The following is a 19,467-nucleotide window of genomic DNA, read 5'->3' on the forward strand; positions in this document are numbered from 1 at the left end:
TTTTCAATTTTATTTCATAATATAGCCTTATAAATGCAGAAAATTAAATTTACTATTTTAACTTAGTAGCATAGTACCATTCGAAATAATATATGAGTTACCCGATAATAGAAGAAGAAGGATTTAAATACATTGAAGCTGGTAAAGGCGAAACCTTAGTGCTATTGCATGGTTTAATGGGTGCTTTAAGCAATTGGGAGCCAGTTATTGAGCGTTTTAAAGATCGCTACCACGTAGTTGTGCCTATTTTACCGATATATGAACTGCCTATTTTAACGTTGGGCGTTAAAGCCCTTTCTAGGTATGTACATCGTTTTTTAAAGTTTAAAAACTTTAGTCAGGTAGTGCTTATTGGTAACTCGTTGGGTGGTCACGTTGGTTTGGTTTTTACGGTGGCACATCAAGAGTTTGTTAAAGCATTAGTATTAACAGGCAGTTCTGGCTTATATGAAAATGCTTTCGGTGGTTCTTTCCCTAAGAGAGAGAATTACGAATATATTAAAGAAAAAGTAGAATTTACGTTTTACGATCCGGCTACAGCAACCAAAGAACTTGTTGACGATGTATTTAAAACAGTGAACGATCGTTCGAGGGTAATTAGAATTTTAACGATGGCTAAATCGGCTATCAGACATAATATGTCTAAAGAATTGTCGAAAATTACTATTCCAATATCGCTAATTTGGGGCGCAAATGATCGGGTTACACCGCCTGAGGTAGCTACAGAATTCCATCACTTGTTGCCAAATTCTGAACTGAATTGGGTGGAGAAATGCGGTCATGCGCCAATGATGGAACAACCAGAAATATTTAATAATTATCTAGAAAAATTTTTAGAAAGAATTTTACTCAAATAATGTTTGCCGAAGAGATCATATCCCATGCCATACAGCCAATAACTGTTGATGATACTGCGCAGAAAGCTTTAGATCGAATGAACGAATTTAAGCTGAAGCACTATCCGGTGGTTAACGATGGCCAGTTTTTCGGTTTAGTATTGGAAGATGATCTTTTGGGTATTCGAAATCTGGATACACCGATCAGCAAACTGTCAATTAATTTTATTAATGCTTTTGTGTTTAATAATGCACATACCTATGATGTGATTAGGTTATTAAGTCAGCTAAATTTAACAGCCGTTCCGGTAGTAGATCAACATAAAAATTACGTAGGTTTAATATCCATTAATAATATTGTAGATACCTTGGCGCAACAGTTTACAGTAAACGAGCCCGGCGGTATAATCGTGTTGGAAATTAATAATCGAGACAATTCCTTGGCACACATTTCGCAGGTAGTAGAAGCTGATAACGCTCAAATTCTTTCTTCCTTTGTAAATTCATTTGCAGATTCTACCCGTTTAGAAATTACCTTAAAAGTAAACAAAACAGAAATTACGGCGTTAGTTGCCTCATTAGAACGCTATAACTACACTGTTTTAGCTGTTTTTAACAATACGCAAAGCGATGATGGATCGCAAGAGCGTTTCAATTCTTTTATGAATTACTTAAACGTTTAAACTTAAAATATGAGGATTGCCATTTATGGAAGAGATTTTAACGATACTGTTTTGCCCTATGTGCAACAGATTTTCGATCATCTAAAAGCGCATCACATACAACCTGTTTTGTATCATAAGTTTAAAAATTCCTTGCACGGAAAAATTAAACTTCCAGAAAATACCGTTATTTTTCATAACCACAAAGAACTTAGTCAGCTTGCGGATGTATTGTTGAGTTTAGGTGGAGATGGTACACTTTTAGATACCCTAACGCTAATTAGAAATTCAGGCATTCCGGTAATCGGGATAAACTTTGGGCGCTTAGGTTTCTTAGCTAGTATTAACAAAGACGCAATTGAATCGGCGTTACAAGCTTTAATTAACAAAGAATATACTTTGGATGCTAGGTCTCTGCTATCCATCGAATCTGAAAAAAGTTTATTTGGCGAAGAAAATTTTGCCTTAAATGATATGACGATTCACAGGCGCGATAATTCTGCCATGATGATTATACATGCATCTATGAATGGAGAGTTTGTAAATTCATACTGGGCCGATGGCTTAATTATAGCAACGCCCACGGGTTCTACAGCTTATTCTTTAAGTTGTGGTGGCCCAATCATCTATCCCGATTCTCAAAATTTTGTAGTTACCCCAATAGCACCACATAACTTAAATGTACGCCCTGTTGTACTGCCAGATAATTCTTCATTATCATTTGAAGTTGAAGCACGGGAGTCAAAATTTCTGGTTTCTTGCGATAGTAGAACGGTAACTGTAGAACGATCTGTTAAAATGACGATAAAAAAAGCCGATTTTTGCCTAAATTTGATCCGCCTTAACAATGAAACGTATTTAAGCACGTTAAGGAATAAATTATTGTGGGGGATAGATACTCGCAATTACTAATATGAAGCTTTACAAATCTTTCTTTTTGCTCCTCCTCTTTGTTTTTACAACCACGTTGGCCAATGCACAGTTTGCCACCTGGGAAATTGGCGTGACTGGTGGTGGCGCAGGGTATATTGGAGATTTAAATCAAAATAACCCCGTTCAAATTAGCGGTCTTTCGGGTGGTGTCTTTGTTAAAAGAAATTTTAATTCGCAGGTAAGTTTTCGCTTACATTATACTTATGGGCAAATTCAAGCTCAAGATTCAAAATCAAGCAGTCTTCAGTTTCAAGAACGCAACTTAAAATTTAAAACTTCGTTAAACGATGTGAGTACACTGATTGATTTTAATTTTTTTGATTATGCAGCAGGCGGCAGACAGGGAAAGCGTTTTACGCCATACTTATTTGCTGGCGTTGGTGTTTGTCTTTTTAAACCAACTGCGGCGTATAATGGCGAAAATTACAGGTTAGATAAGTTAAAAACAGAAGGACAGGCAGGGGCATATAAAAATTATACGTTAACTATTCCTTACGGAGGAGGCATAAAATACAATTATAGTGGTGCTTTTTCTATCTTTTCAGAAATTGGATATCGATCTACATTCACCGATTATTTGGATGATGTAAGTGGCGTATATCCAGCATTTAAAAAGTACGTTGGCGACTATCCAAAAATTGTAAACTTGAGTGATCCATCTCTACACGGTACGGGAGAAGCTGGTAGCCAACGGGGCGATTTTAGAAAAAGAGATACCTATCTATTTGTTAGTATTGGCATATCTTTTACCTTTGTAAACGAAAAATGCTATTCCTTTTAAGGCGATTTTGAAATAATTAATGGAATTTAAAGAACAAATAGACCCTAATCGACTGCCAAAGCATATTGCTGTGATTATGGATGGCAATGGGCGTTGGGCGAAGGGGCAAGGTAAAATTCGCGTTTTCGGGCACGAACAGGGCGTATTGTCTGTAAAAGATATCGTTGAAGGTTGTGTAGAAGTAGGTATAAAATACCTTACGCTATATGCTTTCTCGACCGAAAATTGGAGTAGGCCACAAGATGAGGTAGATGCGTTGATGCAGATTTTAATTTCTACCATCAATAAAGAAACTGAAACACTAAATAAAAATAATGTTAAATTAAACGCCATCGGCAACCTCCAATCATTGCCACAGCAATGTATTGATGATTTGAAAGAAGCCATGGAAAAAACCGCACACAATAGCAGTTGCACACTAACACTTGCATTAAGCTATAGTTCTAAATGGGAGATTTTAGAAGCGACGAAAAAAATAGCTTTGGCTGTTAAAAACAACGAAATTGATCTAAATGATATAGATGAAACACTTTTCTCTTCCAAATTAACAACCACAAATATTCCAGATCCTGAATTGATGATCCGCACCAGTGGCGAACACCGAATTAGTAATTATTTACTGTGGCAAATGGCCTACACGGAGTTTTATTTTACTGATGTTTTATGGCCCGATTTTAGGCGTGAAGATCTTTATGAAGCCATAGTTGATTACCAAAAACGCGAACGTAGGTTTGGGAAAATTAGCGAACAATTAAACTAATTTTTCTTTTAACACTTTTTAACAAGGGTTTAAATTAACTTAGCAGCACTTTTATACGATAAACGAAACCAATACAGTTGTTTGTACAAATGAAAATTTGCACGTTTAGCAAATTACAAATACCACAAATAACCGAACAAATTATTTTAATGAAAAAAATATTTCGAGTTTTAATACTTTTAGTTTTAACGATTCCGGCTTTTGCTCAAATACGTCAGCCAGGCCAAGTTCAGCCCGCTAATCCAACTTTGAAAGTTGGTGGTACCGATTTAGATTATTTTGCTCCTAAAGAGTACATAATTGGGGGTACAACTGTTACCGGAACGCAGTTTTTGGATAAAGATGTACTGATTACATTATCTAAACTAACCAAAGGCGACAAAATTGTATTACCAGGTGAAGCAACATCCGACGCTATTAAAACACTTTGGGGCCAAGGTTTATTTGATGATATTAAACTTAATATTGATAAAATTGTTGAAGACACTGTTTATTTTGAAATTCAAGTAGTTGAGCGTCCGCGTTTAAGTTCTATAGATTTAAAAGGCGTAAGCAAATCGGATCGTACCTCTATTCAAGAAAAACTAAATGATAAAACAGGTAAAATTGTAAACGATAATTTATACAATACAACTTCAGCAATTGTTAAAAAATATTTATTGGATAAAGGATTTTTCTTTACAACAATAACCTACAAAACACGAAAAGACCCAAATGCAGAAAATAGTGTGGTGCTCGAAGCCTATATTGATAAAGGACATAGGGTAAAAGTACAACATATTGATTTTACTGGCAATAAAGATTTTTCGGCCGGCAATTTGCGTAAGTACCTTAAGAACCCTAAACAGCATGAATGGTGGCGCTTTTGGGGCTCGGGTAAGTTTAGTAAAGAAAAGTATGATGAAAATAAAGTAAAAATGATTGCTAAGCTACACGAGAAAGGCTATCGTGATGCAGAGTTATTAAAAGATTCTATTTATCAATACAATGCTAAGAAAGTAAATATCAAAATGGATATTTATGAAGGCAAGAAATATTACTTCGGTAAAATTACTTGGGCAGGAAATGGTATCTATTCGGATGATATTTTAAATAAGGTACTATCCATTCAAAAAGGTGATATTTTTAGTGAAGATAAACTAAATAAAAAACTTAATGGTGGCGGTGAGAACGGTGGTGATGTGAATAGCATGTACACCGATAATGGCTATTTAACTTTTAATATTGATCCTGTTCAGACTAAAATTTACGCCGATACAGTTGATATTGAGATGCGTATTTATGAAGGGCCACAGTTTACCAACAATCGCATTACCGTTAAAGGAAATACAATTACCAACGATAAGGTTGTTTTGCGTGAAATACGTACTAAACCTGGACAAAAATTTAACAAAAGTGATTTAATCCGTACCATTCGTGAAATTGGCCAATTGGGTAATTTTGATGAATCTAAAACGGTGCCTACTCCTCGTCCTAATCCGGCCGATGGAACTGTAGATATTGAATATGCTGTGCAGGAAAAACCTTCAGATCAGATTGAACTTTCTGGTGGTTTTGGTGGTGGCCGTATTATCGGTACTTTAGGTTTAACCTTTAATAACTTTTCGCTAAAAAATATTTTTAATTTAAAAGCGTATAAGCCATTGCCAAAAGGAGATGGACAGAAATTAAGTTTACGTGGACAAACCAATGGTAAGTTTTATCAATCTTATAGTTTCTCTTTCTCTCAACCTTGGTTTGGTGGCGAGAAACCAGTTAGCTTTGGTGTAAGTGCTTTTACCTCATTACAATCTAACGGTTTTGATTCTGGATCTGCATCTTATCAAAAAATACGTTTAAATGGCGTAACTGTTAGTTTAGGTAGAAGATTAAATTGGCCAGATAACTATTTCCAGTTAAGTCATGCTGTTAACTTGCAACAATATATTTTAAATAATTATTCGGGTTACCTGTTTAGTACAGGTACTTCATACAATTTAAACTTATCGCAAGAGATTAGTAGAGATTCAAGAGACTCACCAATTTTCCCTAAATCGGGTTCGTTTATCCGTTTTACTATTCAGGCAACGCCACCGTATTCTTTATTTAATAAAGTAAATTATGCAACAGCATCTGATAAGCAGAAATATAAATTTACCGAATACCACAAATGGAAATTTGATTCGCAGTGGTACCAACGTGTTGGTGGTAACTTCGTAATTAAAGCGCAAGCACAGTTTGGTTTCTTAGGTCAGTACAACAGTGCCGTTGGCCAATCTGCTTTCGAGCGTTTTAAATTAGGTGGCGATGGTATGCAGGGTTTCGACTTTTTACAAGGTTCAGAACTTATCGCCATGCGTGGTTATGCTAATAATACGGTAATTCCTGTAGGGTCTAATCCAACTATTGCGCAACAATCGGGCAGTCCTATTTATACAAAATATGTGTTAGAAGCGCGTTACCCGGTAATTTCATCGCAACAGGCCACGGCTTTTGTTTTAGCTTTTGCCGAAGGTGGAAATACATGGAACAAATTCAATGATTTTAATCCTTTTAACATCCGTAGGTCGGTAGGTGTGGGTGCAAGAATATTTTTACCAATATTTGGTTTGTTAGGTATTGATTATGGGTATGGTTTTGATGCTATTCCGGGCTTGCCGTCTGCAAATAAAGGTCAATTTCATTTTAGTATAGCACAGCAACTTGGAGGCTTTTAATTAAAAAAAGTTTATTTTATTTTATTAATACAATAATATTTTATAAGTTGAGTTTTATTGAATTAACTTATAAACTAATTGAAATACACAAATGAAGAAGTATATTTTTATAGCATTCTTGGTATGTACATCGTTCGGCGCTTTTGCACAAAAGTTTGCTTATGTTGATACCGAGTACATTTTAAAACATTTGCCAGAATATAAATCGGCGTTAACCCAGTTGGATGTTGCTTCTAAACAATGGCAGGAGCAGGTTGACCGCAATTTTGGCGAGTTGGATAAGATGTACAAATCTTATCAAGCCGATCAGGTTTTGTTAACCGATGATATGCGTAAGCGTAGAGAAAACGAAATTATCGAAAAAGAGAAGCAGGCTAAAGAATTTCAACGTCAAAAATTTGGTCCAGATGGAGATCTTTTTCAAAGCAGAACAAAATTAATCAAGCCGATACAAGATAAAGTGTCGGATGCGATTAAGCAAATTGCAAAGGCCAAGTATTTAGACTTCATATTTGATAAAAGTAGCGAAGCCACAATGATGATTTACGCAAGCAGTAGTTACGATGTTAGCAACGATGTTATTACTAAATTAGGTTACAAGCCAGGTACTGTAACTAATTAAGTATATTTGCACGAAATTTATAGAAACAATTAAATAAAAATAAAAAAGTAAGATAGAACATGAGAAAGTTAATTAACGTATTTTTTGTAGCAACAGGTTTATTGTTTACAGCTAATATTGCAAATGCCCAGCAAAAAGTAGGTCACATTAATTCGGAGGAGGTTTTTTCAAATTTACCAGAAGCGAAGGCCGCACAAGTTACCTTGGAGGCTTTAGGCAAAACTAAACAAGCTGATATTGATGGTATGATTAAAGAATATCAAACTAAATTGGCTGTTGCGCAAGCTAAGGAAAAAACATTAAGTGAGGCGAATAAAGAAGTGGTAGGTAAAGAATTGCAAACTGCAGGTGCAGAATTGCAAGATCTTGAAAAACGTATTACTGATGCGCGTACTAAAGCTTCTCAAGAAGTTGGAGCAAAACAAGGTGAGTTATTTCAACCTATCCAAGCTAAAGTTGCTAATGCAATTTCTTCAGTAGCAAAAGAAAAAGGATTGGCTTATGTTTTTGATATTGCAAACGGCCAAGGCGGAAATAATTTAGTTTATTGGGAAGGTGGAGACGATATTACGGCCTCTGTTAAAGCAAAATTAAATATTACTGCAACTGCAAAACCAGCAGCTCCAAAAAAATAATATTTTTGTAACCAATAGGTTTTAAAAAATTAAAAGCGCAATTAAGTAAAACTTGATTGCGCTTTTTTGGTTTTGCAAAATGTCAATTTAATAATTTTAACTTATTTATCTACCTACATTACATTTTCCCACTGCCAATCTATCAACTTTCGTTATTCTCAAATAACATGATAACTTTACAACAGTTTAAACAATAAAAAAACTCTTTTAATCCCTTAAATATGAAAAGCAAATCTCCAATTGGTATTTTTGATTCGGGTTATGGAGGTTTAACGGTGTTCAGGGCTATCGCTGATAAACTTCCCCAATACAACTATATTTATTTAGGAGATAACGCCCGGTCGCCTTATGGCGATCATTCTTTCGATACCATTTATAGCTATACTTTAGAATGTGTAGAATGGCTTTTTGCACTAGGTTGCGAGCTTGTAATATTGGCTTGTAATACGGCTTCGGCGAAGGCTTTAAGGAGCATTCAGCAATTAGATTTACCTAAAAAATACCCAAATAAAAGAGTTTTAGGGGTAATTAGACCAACCGCAGAAGTGATTGGTAATTACACCAAAGCGCAACACATTGGTGTTATGGGCACAAGAGGAACTATAAATTCGAAGTCTTATTTAATAGAAATTAATAAATTTTCCCCAGCTGTTGTGGTTCATCAGCAAAGTTGCCCTATGTGGGTACCATTGATTGAAAATAACGAACATTTAATGCCCGGAGCTGATTTTTTTGTGAAAGAATACGTTAATGCCTTGCTGAAGCAATCGAATGATATAGACTGCATTTTATTAGCGTGTACGCATTATCCATTATTATTGCCAAAATTAAAGGCAATTTTGCCGGATCATATTTCTATTTTAACCCAGGGGGAAATTGTGGCGAATAGTTTGGTTAATTATCTAAATCGACACCCTGAAATGGACAGCCAATTGGGTAAAATGGGACAAAAGCAATTTTTTACCAGTGGCGATCCTGCTGCATTTAACGCCCAAGCTTCTGTTTTTTTTGGCGAAGAGTTGAAATCATTAAAGATGCATTAGTTTAGAGTTATCCCATTACATTTTTAGTAGCCCAAAAAAATTATGAGGTTAGCAAGTCAAATTTTAAAATGTTATAGTAAAACCGCAAAAGATTACATTTTTATTTAGGTTGTGACTGTTTAAAAGAATAACTTTGCGGCTCAAAAAACTACCATGAGTGATCAGATAAAACACGAATGCGGAATCGCTTTTATTCGCCTGTTAAAACCACTTTCATACTACCAACAGAAGTATGGCACAGCACTTTACGGTTTAAATAAGCTGTATCTTTTAATGGAAAAACAGCACAACCGTGGTCAAGATGGTGCGGGTATTGCAACTATTAAATTAGATATGAAACCTGGAAGCAGGTACATTAGTCGTTATAGGAGTATGGCTACTAACGCGGTTGCCGATATTTTTGAATATGTACAGCACAAATTTGTAGATATACAAGAAAATACACCTGAGTTAATGCAGGATACAGAATGGCTCAAAGATAACGTAAGCTTTATAGGCGAGGTGTTAATGGGCCATTTACGTTATGGTACGCACGGTAAAAATAGCATAGAAAGCTGCCATCCTTTTCTCCGTCAGAATAATTGGATGACACGTAACTTGGTTATTGCGGGCAATTTTAACATGACCAACGTTGATGAACTTTTGGAGCAGTTGTATGAATTAGGTCAGCATCCAAAAGAGAAAGCCGATACGGTTACTGTTTTAGAAAAAATCGGACATTTTTTGGACGATGAAAATCAAGAGCTTTTTGATCAATACAAAAATGAAGGTTTCGATAACGTTGCCATTACACATAAAATTTCCGATCATTTAGATATTGCAAATATTTTACGTCGCTCGGCCAAAACATGGGATGGAGGATATTCCATTTGCGGTATGGTTGGTAATGGTGATTCGTTTATCATGCGTGATCCAGCGGGTATTCGTCCGGCTTATTATTATTATGACGATGAAATTGTAGTTGCTGCTTCAGAAAGACCTGCTTTACAAACTGCGTTTAATATTCAGTTTAAAGATGTTAAAGAAATTGATCCCGGTCATGCTTTAATTATTAAAAAGAATGGCGAAGTGAGTATGGAGCAATTCCGCGAGCCTACGGAGCGTTTATCCTGTTCTTTTGAACGGATTTATTTCTCTAAAGGAAGTGATGTAGAAATTTACCGCGAACGGAAGCAGTTAGGACGCTTATTAACTGATAAAATTTTACAAGCTGTTGGGCACGATTTAAAAAACACGGTATTTTCATTTATTCCTAATACAGCTGAAGTCGCATTTTTTGGTTTGGTTGATGGTGTACAACAATATGTACGCAATCATCAAAAAGATGTGTTGTTGCATAAAAAGCAAGATTTAACCGATCAAGAATTGGATGATTTGTTGTCGCTCGCGCCACGTGTAGAAAAATTGGCTGTAAAGGATGTTAAACTCAGAACGTTTATTACGCAAGATGCAGATCGTGGTGAGATGGTTGCGCATGTGTACGATACAACTTATGGCATTATAAATAATCATAAAGATACTTTGGTTGCTTTGGATGATTCCATTGTTCGTGGTACAACACTTAAACAGAGCATCATTAAAATTGTAGATCGGTTGCATCCTAAAAAGATTATCATTGTATCATCTGCACCTCAAATCCGTTATCCGGATTGCTATGGTATAGATATGAGCAGAATGGGCGAGTTTGTTGCTTTCGATGCTGCAATAAAATTACTTACAGAACGCGGAATGTGGCAAATAATTGAAGATGTTTACACAAAATGTAAAGCTTCTTTATTGTTACCGAAAGAAGAAATTGTTAACCACGTTAAAGAAATTTACCAGCCATTTACGCCAGAAGAAATTTCGGCAAAAATTGCGCAAATCATCACTCCAAAAGGTACAGTTGCTGAGGTTGAAGTGATTTACCAAAGCTTAGAAAATTTACATATTGCTTGTCCTAAAAATAAAGGTGATTGGTATTTTTCTGGTAATTACCCAACTCCGGGTGGAAATAAAGTTGTTAATAAAGCTTTTGTAAACTGGAAAGAAGGAAACAACCAAAGAGCATACTAAGCTTGAAAAACTTATTACGAGAAATAGCGCATACATTTTGTATGGGCTATTTTTTTTACGCAATATTAGCTTATTGGTTGCACTCTTTTTGCTAACGTTACAATAAAAGTTAAAAGCTATTGATTTTTTATTAGTTGCAAGCGCTAGTTGTTAGTTATAAGCACAAACCCGAATAAATAAACCTGACATTAATGGAAAGCCCGGAGGCCAATTTTTTCATTGGCTGAGGACTTGCAATGTTGGCAGGACTAACATTATTTTTTGCACTGCAACTGCTTTTCGAATAAAAAATTTTGATATTAAGCTAGGCGTAAAACTGATTATACGTTTTATATACCAGCCAAAGTGCAAATAAAATAATTACAAACCCTGCTATTTTGTTTAACATTTGTAGCGCGCTATCTTTTATACGGTGACGGAGTTTGCTAGAATAATAACTTTTAGCGCCATCTATACTAAGTTGCGTTGCCATAGCTATAAAAAAACACACTAACTTTTCGTTAAGCATGTTATTTAGTTTTACGGAAATTATACCGCTAACTATAATCCAAAACATTAAAGTGGATGGAGTAAGGATGCACATTAAAAACCCTTTTATAAGATAGCCTCGTTTGCTTACCTTTGCTAACGGATCATTCTCGCACCTAACACTAGTGCGAGACAGTAAGTAATAAATGCCGACGCCGAAAAGAAACACTCCACCAATAAGACCAACATATTTATCGAAACTAGCTTTATATTCAAAAAACTGACTTCCGAAAACTACTAACGATATCAAAACTATGTCGCTGATAATCACACCAACAGCTAACGAAAAACCGGCTTTAAAACCTTTTTCGATACTGGTTCTGATCATCGCAAAAAATACTGGACCAGTTAAAAATGAAGAAATAATCCCCGCTCCAATACCTAATAATATGGCTTCAAACATTTAAAATAATTGTTTTGATATGCGAATATGCGATTTTAATGCTAAACATCATGTATTTATTTTGTTCAAAATCCTATAAAAAAAAATAGTTTTTTAATTTTTTTAGTTATGTTTAACCCACTAAAATTATATTTTTTTTCGATAAAAAATGACAAAAGAAACTACAAAAAATTATGGTACAGCACTTTATACAATTATAACTGTATTCTTTTTTTGGGGGTTTGTTGCCGCTTCTAACGGTATATTTATTCCCTTTTGCAAAACTCATTTTAAATTAACGCAATTTGAATCTCAACTAATAGATTTTACATTCTATGGTGGCTACTTTATTGGGTCTTTAATTTTATATTTTGCTTCCCAGGGTACTAAAGTCGATATCTTAAACAAGATTGGCTATAAAAAAGGAATTATTGCAGGTTTAGTAATTTCTGCAGGTGGCGCTTTATTAATGATTCCTGCGGTCCATTCTGGTTCGTTTTTCTTTATCCTATCCGCTTTTTTTGTAATCGCTTTAGGCTTCTCTCTACAACAAACCGCTGCTAATCCTTTTGTAGTTGCTTTAGGCGAACCCGAAAGTGGTGCACATCGATTAAATTTTGCTGGAGGAATTAATAATTTTGGCGGATTAATGGGGCCAGTTATTGTAAGTGTGGTTTTATTTGGAACTGCAAATGACGCTGTAGCTAAAGTGGTAGAAATCTCATCTATTAATAACCTTTATTATATACTAGCGGGTTTATTTTTGGCTGTTGCAGTTTTCTTTGCCGTTTCTAAGCTACCTGACGTAACAAGTAACGAAAAAATTGAAGCAAGCAGTAAACCGACTTTACCGTTGATCGTAATGATTGTTGGCTTTTTAATGGTTGCAGCTGCTGGTCCTTTGGCAAATATTACAGGAGTGAATGCTGCTGTTTTCGTTTACTCTTCATTCGTGATTATACTTGCCGCACTACTTTACGGTTATTTTGTTAAAAAGGAAAATTCGTCTAGCTGGGGCGCAATGCAATATCCACAATTGGTTTTGGGCATGCTAGCAATTTTTATGTACGTTGGTACAGAGGTAACGATTCAAAGTAATTTAGGTGCATTGCTCAAATTACCGGCATTCGGCGGTTTGGCTGATGCAGACATTAAACCATATATCTCATTGTATTGGGGAAGTATGATGATTGGACGTTGGGCGGGAGCGGTTAGTGCATTCAATCTTTCTAAAATGACCAAAAACATTTTAACTGCCGTTGTGCCTTTTGTGGCATTTGCAATCGTTTTAGGCGTTAATCATGCAACTGGTACCGACGTAGGTAATTTTTATGTTTATGCTGTTTGTATTGCAATAATGGTATTTGCGGTATTTATCGGTCAAGAAAAACCAGCAAAAACACTTGCTATTTTCGGAACATTAGGTGCTACTGCAATGATTATTGGCTTATTAACAACTGGCCATGTAGCTATTTTCGCATTTGTAAGTGGTGGTTTATGTTGCTCAATTATGTGGCCATCGATATTTTCTTTATCCATTACGGGCTTGGGGAAATATACTTCACAAGGTTCTTCTTTCCTCATTATGATGATTTTAGGAGGCTCAATTATTCCACCAATTCAGGGAGAATTGGCAGATAGTGCAGGTATTCACAATTCTTATATCATCCCAGTTTTAGGGTTCCTTTATTTAATCTTCTTTGCTTGGAAGGTTAGTGGAGAACTGAAAAAGCAAGGCATCGACGTGGAACAAATCGCTGCTGAAGGTGGCCATTAATTTTTAAAAAACTAATTTTACGGCCACAGAAATTTATTTCTGTGGCTATTTTTATTTTAATTATGACAAACAAACCAAGCTTCAATTCCATTTTTATGAACCTGGCAACCGAGCTAGCCACACGCTCACATTGTGTGCGTGCGCATGTTGGTGCTGTTTTAACAAAAGATACCCGTATAATTTCCATTGGCTACAATGGTCCGCCTGCTGGTACACACAATTGCGATGAAGAATGGCCAGAACATGGTTGCGCAAAAGATAGCAAAGGAAGTTGCTCACTGGCTTTACATGCAGAGCAAAACGCCATTATTTATGCTTCAAAAAATGGTTCTACTGTTGAAGGCTGTACGCTGTACACTACTTTATCGCCATGTATTGCCTGCGCAAGATTAATATTTGCTTCTGGCATTAAATTGGTTTACTACTCAAAATCTTATGCCGCTTACAAAGGCTTAGCAAGTGATGAAGGGGTAGATTTTTTAAGAAAATTTGGCGTTACCGTAGAGTTGATTGAGAATTGAAATTTTTTATCTTGACAACTTGACAAGTTTTTATTATATTTGATTATGAAGACAATGACGGTTGGAGAATTTAAAGCTCACTTTTCTGAAGTGCTTGAAGACATTAAATCGGGTATTGGTGTTGCCGTAACTTATGGCAGAAAAAAAAAGGTTATTGGTTATTTTATTCCAGAGTTAGAAAAAAATAATGAAAAGCGAAAACTGGGTTTGCTTGATGGAAAGGCAGAAGTGATATTTAAAGATGATTTGAAAATTACGGAGGAAGAATTTTTGGGACTATGATTTATTTGTTAGATACACATGTACTAATATGGTCGTTGATGTATTCTTCAAAGCTTTCAAATACTTCAATAGAAATTTTGGAGAACAAGAAAAATACAATTTTTGTAAGTGCCATAAGTTTTTGGGAGATTTCTTTAAAACACTCTTTAAATAAATTTGATTTATTGGGCATAGCTCCAAATGTTTTTCCAGACCTTGCTTTACAAGCAGGTTTTGAACATCTGCCTCTCCTAGCTGAAACAGCCTCGAATTATCATAAATTAAATGCCACTTGGCATAAAGATCCTTTTGATAGAATGCTAATTTGGCAAGCCATTCAGCAAAATTTTACCCTAATATCTAAAGATGCAAATTTAGCTAAATATAGTTCTATAGGGTTAAAAGTTATTTGGTAAAACCTTCTTAAAAAGTCATCGCTCATCTCTCAAATCTCATATCTAATAATTACCTTTGCAGCATGCAAGAAAAAGTGATTATCGTCGATTTTGGTTCGCAGTTTACACAGCTTATAGCACGTAGAGTTCGCGAGTTAAATATTTACTGTGAAATATACCCATTTAATAATCTTCCTGAATTTACATCTGATGTTAAAGGTGTAATTTTTTCTGGCAGTCCTTATTCTGTAAGGCAAGAAGATGCACCTCAAATTGATTTAACAAAATATCATTTAAAATATCCATTGTTGGCGGTTTGTTACGGTGCGCAATATATTGCGCAGCAATCTGGGGGGGATGTTCAAGCTTCTTCCACACGAGAATATGGCCGTGCAAATTTGAATTTTGTTAATCAAGAAAATAAATTATTTAAAGGTATTAATATCGATTCGCAGGTTTGGATGAGCCACGGCGATACCATTACCGAGTTGCCCGAAAATGCAGCGTTAATTGCGAGTACAGAAAGTGTGCGTGTTGCCGCTTATCAGCTCAAAGATTCTGATACCTATGCCATTCAGTTTCATCCTGAAGTGACACACAGTATTGATGGTAAAGTTTTATTGGAGAATTTCTTGGTTGATATTTGTGGTTGTAGTCAAGATTGGACTTCTTCTGCTTTTGTAGAAACTACTATTGCCGATATTAGAGCAACTGTAGGAGACGATAAAGTTGTTTTAGCACTTTCTGGAGGCGTTGATAGTAGCGTAGCCGCAGTTTTATTGCACAAAGCGATTGGCACAAATTTACATTGTATTTTTGTTGATAATGGTTTATTGCGCAAAAATGAATATGAAGATGTTTTAGAGCAATATAAAGATTTCGGCCTAAATATTAAAGGTGTTGATGCTAAAGATAAATTTTTAAGTCAGCTTGCTGGCGAAGAAGACCCGGAGAAAAAACGTAAAATAATTGGTCGTGTTTTTATCGAAGTATTTGATGAAGAGTCTCATTTAATTCAAGATGTAAAATGGTTGGCTCAAGGTACCATTTATCCTGATATTATCGAGTCTGTTTCTGTAAATGGGCCTTCGGCAACTATAAAATCGCATCATAATGTTGGTGGCCTGCCTGATTTTATGAAACTTAAAGTCGTTGAACCTCTTAAAACTTTATTTAAAGATGAAGTGAGGAGAGTGGGTAAAGCTTTAGGTTTGGAGGCGTTTATTTTAGGTCGCCACCCATTTCCTGGTCCGGGCTTAGGTATTCGTATTATTGGGGAAGTTACGGCAGAAAAAGTAGCTATTCTACAAGATGCTGATAAAATTTATATCGATAATTTGAAAGAAGCGGGTCTTTACGATCAGGTTTGGCAAGCAGGCGCAATTTTTCTACCAGTAAGATCTGTTGGTGTAATGGGCGATGAGCGTACTTATGAAAACGTAATTGCATTAAGAGCAGTTGAATCTCTAGATGGAATGACTGCAGATTGGTGCCATTTACCGTACCCTGTATTAGCTAAAATTTCGAATGAGATTATCAATAAAGTAAAAGGTATTAATAGAGTAGTTTATGATATTAGTTCTAAACCACCTGCAACGATAGAGTGGGAGTAAGTTAGTGATGAGATATGAGTGATGAGATATGAGTGCTTTGCAAGTGTGCTCTAAACCTTAGCCTCAATCTCAACCTTAACCTCAGCCTCAATCTCGACCTTAGCCTCAACCTCAGCCTCAGCCTCAACCTTAACCTCAGCCTCAACCTTAAAAAAATAGGTATGAATTTTAAAAATATTTACTGGGTATTCGTTCTTTTTATTTTGGTTTTAAGTGCTTGCTCGCCTAAAGTTTTAACACCAAAAAAACCATCGACACCAACACCAGTAGAGAAAGAAAAGCCAGCAGAAAAGGTTAAAAAGCCTTTTACAAAAGCAGAGATTTCGTTGCTTATACCTTTCAAACTAGATCAACTAGATTTAAGAACGGTAACTAAAGCTCAGATTGAAAAGTACGCTATGCCTATTGATTTTTATCAAGGTTTTAGTTTGGGTTTAGATTCTGCTGCTGTAAACGGGATGAATTTTAAATTAAACGTTTACGATACTGAAGATAACAATGCGCAAATAGAATCGGCGAATAAAACCGATTGGTTAAAAAACAGTAATTTAATTATCGGTCCAGTTTTTCCAGATGGGATTAAGTACATCAGCAAGTTTTCTAAAGCACATCATATTCCTGTAGTTTCGCCACTTGCGGCGTCGCATCCGGGCGATTTTGACAATCCTAACCTAATATCAATTGTAAATAATATCGATTTGCACGCCAAGAGAATAGCGCATTTTATTGGTAAATCATATAATCCTGTAAATACAATTGTCGTCATCCTCAACCCAAAAAAAACCGAAGATGAGCAATTTGCTGTTCCGCTGAGGAGTTTTTTGAACGGTTTGAAAGCTAAATTTATGATTCAAGAATACAGCTCATCTAATATTTTTGAAACGAAAATGATCAAAGGAAAGCAATACGTAGTCGTTGTAACCTCATCAGATCGGGTTTTTGTTAATGCAACCATAAATAAGTTGTATAAACTTAAAAATTTAAAAACAGGTGGCTACAATATTTCACTTTTTGGCCATCCAAATTGGGCGAAGCAAAACTTACCTACGGAAAAATTGCAAGCCTTAAATACCATCATTACATCATCGTATAAAATTGATTATAAACGTACAGATGTGGTTAATTTTATAAAAAAATATCGTTTAAAATTTGGTTTCGAACCAGGCGAATATGCTTTTAAAGGCTATGATATAGGTTTTTATTTTGGTGATTTGTTTGCAAGATATGGTAGAGATTATTTGGATCATTTAACTAGATCAAATTATATTGGTTTACACAACGATTTTGTATTTGTAAAAGATGACAAGCTTGGATACATTAATACGCATGTTTTTTTATTAAGGTATAAAAACTTTGCTTTATCTACTGTCGACTAATCATAAGGAGAAAATTAAATGAGGGTAGCGCATCAGGTTATTGCATTTGAGAAGATTTTAGCCAGTTATGATGGCGTATTGCCTTTGCACAGGTTTCTTCCCACTTATTTTAAGCTTAATAAACAAATGGGTTCATCCGATAGGAGATGGGCAACCAGGCATTTGTACAGTTTTTTTAGATTGGGAAAAGCTTTACCAAAGCACTCGAACGAAATTCGTTTAGCCATATCAGATTTTTTGTGCCATGATTCTTTAAGTTTAATCGTCGAAAAAAACTTACCCTATTTTGTGCAATATATTAAGGATTCGCTAATCGAAAAAATCAATTTAGTGAAAACAAATTATGCTGATTTTGATTTAAAAGATGTTTTTCCTTTTGAAGATCATTTGTGCCATTCGATAAATAAAGAAGAATTTTTTACTTCATTTTTTGTCCAGCCTGATTTATTTATTCGGATTGACGAATTAGACAAGCATCATGTTTTAGGTAAGTTGCAAAATGCAGAAGTCAGTTTTACAACTTTATCAGAAACGGCTGTAGCGTTACCCAACGGAACGAAATTAGAGACCATACTGCCTGAAGGAGTTTATCAGGTGCAAGATCTTTCCTCTCAATTTACGGGCACGTATTTTAAGCCTAATAAATGGGATAAATGGTGGGATTGTTGCGCCGCATCTGGCGGGAAGACTTTGCTTTTGCACAGTTTACAGCCTGTTTTGGATTTATTAGTAACAGATTTACGAGAAAGTATTTTAAATAATTTAGATGAGCGTTTCAGACTAGCTGGAATAAAGAAATACCATAAAAAAGAGTTGGATCTGTTGCAAAACAATGATCAAATTTTGCACCATTACCAATTTGATGGAATAATATTGGATGCACCTTGTACAGGTTCTGGTACGTGGGGCAGAACCCCAGAAATGTTGACTTATTTTCAAGAGAAGAAAATCAATCAATTTAGTACCATTCAAAAGGCTATTGTGCAAAATGTTGTAAAGTATTTAAAAACCAGTAAGCCGATAATTTATATTACCTGTTCTGCTTTTAAAGAGGAGAATGAAGACGTGGTGGCATTTATGACCGAAAATTTGCCCTTAAAATTGGAGAAAATGGAAGTTTTAAAAGGTTATGGGAAAAAAGCAGATACGATGTTTGTAGCGAGATTAATCAAGATTGATCAGGATTAAAAGGATTTTAGGATTTTCAAGATCAAATTGAATGGAGATTTTGGGTCAACCGTAAAAGCTGGGGAGAACTAAAAAAACATTAACTTTCGGCATACTAAATCATAAGACTATTACACATAATTTTATAGAGAACGTATTTCCATCAGAGCTGATGGAATACTTTGATGTTTCGGGTTTTCAGGAGCTATGCTCTGTAAAGGATAAGTTGGAGTATTGGCTGATAGATTTCGAGGAAAAGAACGAGTTGCCCAATGGATTTTCACACTTGGAATATGAATCGAAAGGTTTTATAGGCAGTAAACTGATACAGGATTTTCCCATTCGTGGTAAAGGGGTTTATCTACGGATTAAAAAGCGGAGGTGGCGTCATAAAAAGAGTGGCAAAACAATTCAAAATGACTTT

At 35.4% G+C, this 19,467-nt stretch carries 19 protein-coding genes; 18 read left to right on the forward strand and 1 reads right to left on the reverse strand.

From position 1 onward, the window contains the following. The first annotated feature begins 92 nt into the window (after positions 1 to 92). The 10 genes from EZJ43_RS15400 to EZJ43_RS15445 all read left to right on the forward strand — a co-directional run bounded on the left by EZJ43_RS15400 (position 93) and on the right by EZJ43_RS15445 (position 11,023). Complete coding sequence (locus tag EZJ43_RS15400; RefSeq protein ID WP_133263608.1) at positions 93 to 857, forward strand: alpha/beta fold hydrolase; 765 nt, start codon at positions 93 to 95, stop codon at positions 855 to 857. Beyond that, positions 857 to 1,519, forward strand: a complete 663-nt coding sequence (locus EZJ43_RS15405; protein WP_133263609.1) for a CBS domain-containing protein — start codon at positions 857 to 859, stop codon at positions 1,517 to 1,519. Before EZJ43_RS15400 ends, EZJ43_RS15405 begins: the two co-directional genes overlap by 1 nt. Before the next feature lie 9 nt (positions 1,520 to 1,528). Further along, positions 1,529 to 2,410, forward strand: coding sequence for an NAD kinase (locus EZJ43_RS15410; RefSeq protein ID WP_133263610.1), 882 nt, complete (start codon positions 1,529 to 1,531; stop codon positions 2,408 to 2,410). A 1-nt stretch (position 2,411) separates the two neighbouring features. After that, positions 2,412 to 3,212: a type IX secretion system protein PorG gene (porG, locus tag EZJ43_RS15415; RefSeq protein WP_133263611.1), complete on the forward strand. Its 801-nt coding sequence runs from the start codon at positions 2,412 to 2,414 to the stop codon at positions 3,210 to 3,212. 19 nt (positions 3,213 to 3,231) lie between these two features. Beyond that, a complete protein-coding gene (locus EZJ43_RS15420) occupies positions 3,232 to 3,972 on the forward strand; it encodes an isoprenyl transferase (RefSeq protein ID WP_133263612.1) in 741 nt (246 codons plus the stop codon). A 149-nt stretch (positions 3,973 to 4,121) separates the two neighbouring features. Further along, positions 4,122 to 6,668: an outer membrane protein assembly factor BamA gene (bamA, locus tag EZJ43_RS15425; RefSeq protein ID WP_133263613.1), complete on the forward strand. Its 2,547-nt coding sequence runs from the start codon at positions 4,122 to 4,124 to the stop codon at positions 6,666 to 6,668. Between the two features lie 91 nt (positions 6,669 to 6,759). Continuing rightward, positions 6,760 to 7,290 carry an OmpH family outer membrane protein gene (locus EZJ43_RS15430; protein ID WP_133263614.1) on the forward strand — a complete coding sequence of 177 codons (531 nt, stop codon included), beginning with the start codon at positions 6,760 to 6,762 and terminating at the stop codon, positions 7,288 to 7,290. A 59-nt stretch (positions 7,291 to 7,349) separates the two neighbouring features. Beyond that, positions 7,350 to 7,925, forward strand: a complete 576-nt coding sequence (locus EZJ43_RS15435) for an OmpH family outer membrane protein (protein ID WP_133263615.1) — start codon at positions 7,350 to 7,352, stop codon at positions 7,923 to 7,925. Positions 7,926 to 8,146: 221 nt separating this feature from the next. Continuing rightward, positions 8,147 to 8,968 (forward strand): glutamate racemase, encoded by an 822-nt coding sequence (murI, locus tag EZJ43_RS15440; protein ID WP_133263616.1) that lies wholly within the window; start codon positions 8,147 to 8,149, stop codon positions 8,966 to 8,968. Between the two features lie 153 nt (positions 8,969 to 9,121). Beyond that, entirely contained in the window at positions 9,122 to 11,023 is a 1,902-nt protein-coding gene (locus EZJ43_RS15445; RefSeq protein WP_133263617.1) for an amidophosphoribosyltransferase, read from the forward strand. Between the two features lie 304 nt (positions 11,024 to 11,327). Here EZJ43_RS15445 and EZJ43_RS15450 read toward each other — a convergent pair whose 3' ends face one another. Next, positions 11,328 to 11,954, reverse strand: a complete 627-nt coding sequence (locus tag EZJ43_RS15450; RefSeq protein ID WP_133263618.1) for a LysE family translocator — start codon at positions 11,952 to 11,954, stop codon at positions 11,328 to 11,330. A gap of 148 nt (positions 11,955 to 12,102) precedes the next feature. On the opposite strand from EZJ43_RS15450, the gene EZJ43_RS15455 reads away from it, so the two are divergent. From EZJ43_RS15455 to EZJ43_RS17240, 8 genes are all read left to right on the forward strand, one after another. After that, positions 12,103 to 13,710, forward strand: a complete 1,608-nt coding sequence (locus tag EZJ43_RS15455; RefSeq protein ID WP_133263619.1) for an MFS transporter — start codon at positions 12,103 to 12,105, stop codon at positions 13,708 to 13,710. A gap of 95 nt (positions 13,711 to 13,805) precedes the next feature. After that, complete coding sequence (locus tag EZJ43_RS15460; RefSeq protein ID WP_133263629.1) at positions 13,806 to 14,231, forward strand: deoxycytidylate deaminase; 426 nt, start codon at positions 13,806 to 13,808, stop codon at positions 14,229 to 14,231. A gap of 45 nt (positions 14,232 to 14,276) precedes the next feature. Then, on the forward strand, positions 14,277 to 14,513 hold the full coding sequence (locus EZJ43_RS15465) for a type II toxin-antitoxin system Phd/YefM family antitoxin (protein ID WP_133263620.1): 237 nt from the start codon (positions 14,277 to 14,279) through the stop codon (positions 14,511 to 14,513). Further along, the gene (locus EZJ43_RS15470) at positions 14,510 to 14,908 is read left to right on the forward strand and encodes a type II toxin-antitoxin system VapC family toxin (RefSeq protein WP_133263621.1); all 399 of its coding nucleotides are present in this window, start codon (positions 14,510 to 14,512) and stop codon (positions 14,906 to 14,908) included. The genes EZJ43_RS15465 and EZJ43_RS15470 overlap by 4 nt, the downstream gene beginning before the upstream one ends. 62 nt (positions 14,909 to 14,970) lie before the next feature. After that, a complete protein-coding gene (guaA, locus tag EZJ43_RS15475) occupies positions 14,971 to 16,500 on the forward strand; it encodes a glutamine-hydrolyzing GMP synthase (RefSeq protein ID WP_133263622.1) in 1,530 nt (509 codons plus the stop codon). A 161-nt stretch (positions 16,501 to 16,661) separates the two neighbouring features. Beyond that, a complete protein-coding gene (locus tag EZJ43_RS15480) occupies positions 16,662 to 17,876 on the forward strand; it encodes an ABC transporter substrate-binding protein (RefSeq protein ID WP_133263623.1) in 1,215 nt (404 codons plus the stop codon). Positions 17,877 to 17,894: 18 nt separating this feature from the next. Beyond that, complete coding sequence (locus tag EZJ43_RS15485) at positions 17,895 to 19,064, forward strand: RsmB/NOP family class I SAM-dependent RNA methyltransferase (protein ID WP_133263624.1); 1,170 nt, start codon at positions 17,895 to 17,897, stop codon at positions 19,062 to 19,064. Between the two features lie 124 nt (positions 19,065 to 19,188). After that, positions 19,189 to 19,467 (forward strand): ISAon1 family transposase N-terminal region protein (locus EZJ43_RS17240; RefSeq protein ID WP_449406370.1); only part of this gene is annotated, 279 nt, incomplete at its 3' end.

Source organism: Pedobacter changchengzhani (assembly GCF_004354365.1).
GTDB classification, from domain to species: domain Bacteria; phylum Bacteroidota; class Bacteroidia; order Sphingobacteriales; family Sphingobacteriaceae; genus Pedobacter; species Pedobacter changchengzhani.

Excerpts from the sequence above, each read along its gene's own strand:
- EZJ43_RS15480 (WP_133263623.1), top strand. The coding sequence starts at position 16,662 with ATGAATTTTAAAAATATTTACTGGGTATTCGTTCTTTTTATTTTGGTT.
- guaA (WP_133263622.1), top strand. The coding sequence starts at position 14,971 with ATGCAAGAAAAAGTGATTATCGTCGATTTTGGTTCGCAGTTTACACAG.
- EZJ43_RS15450 (WP_133263618.1), bottom strand. The coding sequence starts at position 11,954 with ATGTTTGAAGCCATATTATTAGGTATTGGAGCGGGGATTATTTCTTCA.
- EZJ43_RS15470 (WP_133263621.1), top strand. The coding sequence starts at position 14,510 with ATGATTTATTTGTTAGATACACATGTACTAATATGGTCGTTGATGTAT.
- EZJ43_RS15430 (WP_133263614.1), top strand. The coding sequence starts at position 6,760 with ATGAAGAAGTATATTTTTATAGCATTCTTGGTATGTACATCGTTCGGC.
- EZJ43_RS15460 (WP_133263629.1), top strand. The coding sequence starts at position 13,806 with ATGAACCTGGCAACCGAGCTAGCCACACGCTCACATTGTGTGCGTGCG.
- EZJ43_RS15410 (WP_133263610.1), top strand. The coding sequence starts at position 1,529 with ATGAGGATTGCCATTTATGGAAGAGATTTTAACGATACTGTTTTGCCC.
- EZJ43_RS15465 (WP_133263620.1), top strand. The coding sequence starts at position 14,277 with ATGAAGACAATGACGGTTGGAGAATTTAAAGCTCACTTTTCTGAAGTG.
- EZJ43_RS15445 (WP_133263617.1), top strand. The coding sequence starts at position 9,122 with ATGAGTGATCAGATAAAACACGAATGCGGAATCGCTTTTATTCGCCTG.
- EZJ43_RS15485 (WP_133263624.1), top strand. The coding sequence starts at position 17,895 with ATGAGGGTAGCGCATCAGGTTATTGCATTTGAGAAGATTTTAGCCAGT.
- EZJ43_RS15405 (WP_133263609.1), top strand. The coding sequence starts at position 857 with ATGTTTGCCGAAGAGATCATATCCCATGCCATACAGCCAATAACTGTT.
- porG (WP_133263611.1), top strand. The coding sequence starts at position 2,412 with ATGAAGCTTTACAAATCTTTCTTTTTGCTCCTCCTCTTTGTTTTTACA.
- EZJ43_RS15455 (WP_133263619.1), top strand. The coding sequence starts at position 12,103 with ATGACAAAAGAAACTACAAAAAATTATGGTACAGCACTTTATACAATT.
- EZJ43_RS15420 (WP_133263612.1), top strand. The coding sequence starts at position 3,232 with ATGGAATTTAAAGAACAAATAGACCCTAATCGACTGCCAAAGCATATT.
- EZJ43_RS15435 (WP_133263615.1), top strand. The coding sequence starts at position 7,350 with ATGAGAAAGTTAATTAACGTATTTTTTGTAGCAACAGGTTTATTGTTT.
- bamA (WP_133263613.1), top strand. The coding sequence starts at position 4,122 with ATGAAAAAAATATTTCGAGTTTTAATACTTTTAGTTTTAACGATTCCG.
- murI (WP_133263616.1), top strand. The coding sequence starts at position 8,147 with ATGAAAAGCAAATCTCCAATTGGTATTTTTGATTCGGGTTATGGAGGT.
- EZJ43_RS15400 (WP_133263608.1), top strand. The coding sequence starts at position 93 with ATGAGTTACCCGATAATAGAAGAAGAAGGATTTAAATACATTGAAGCT.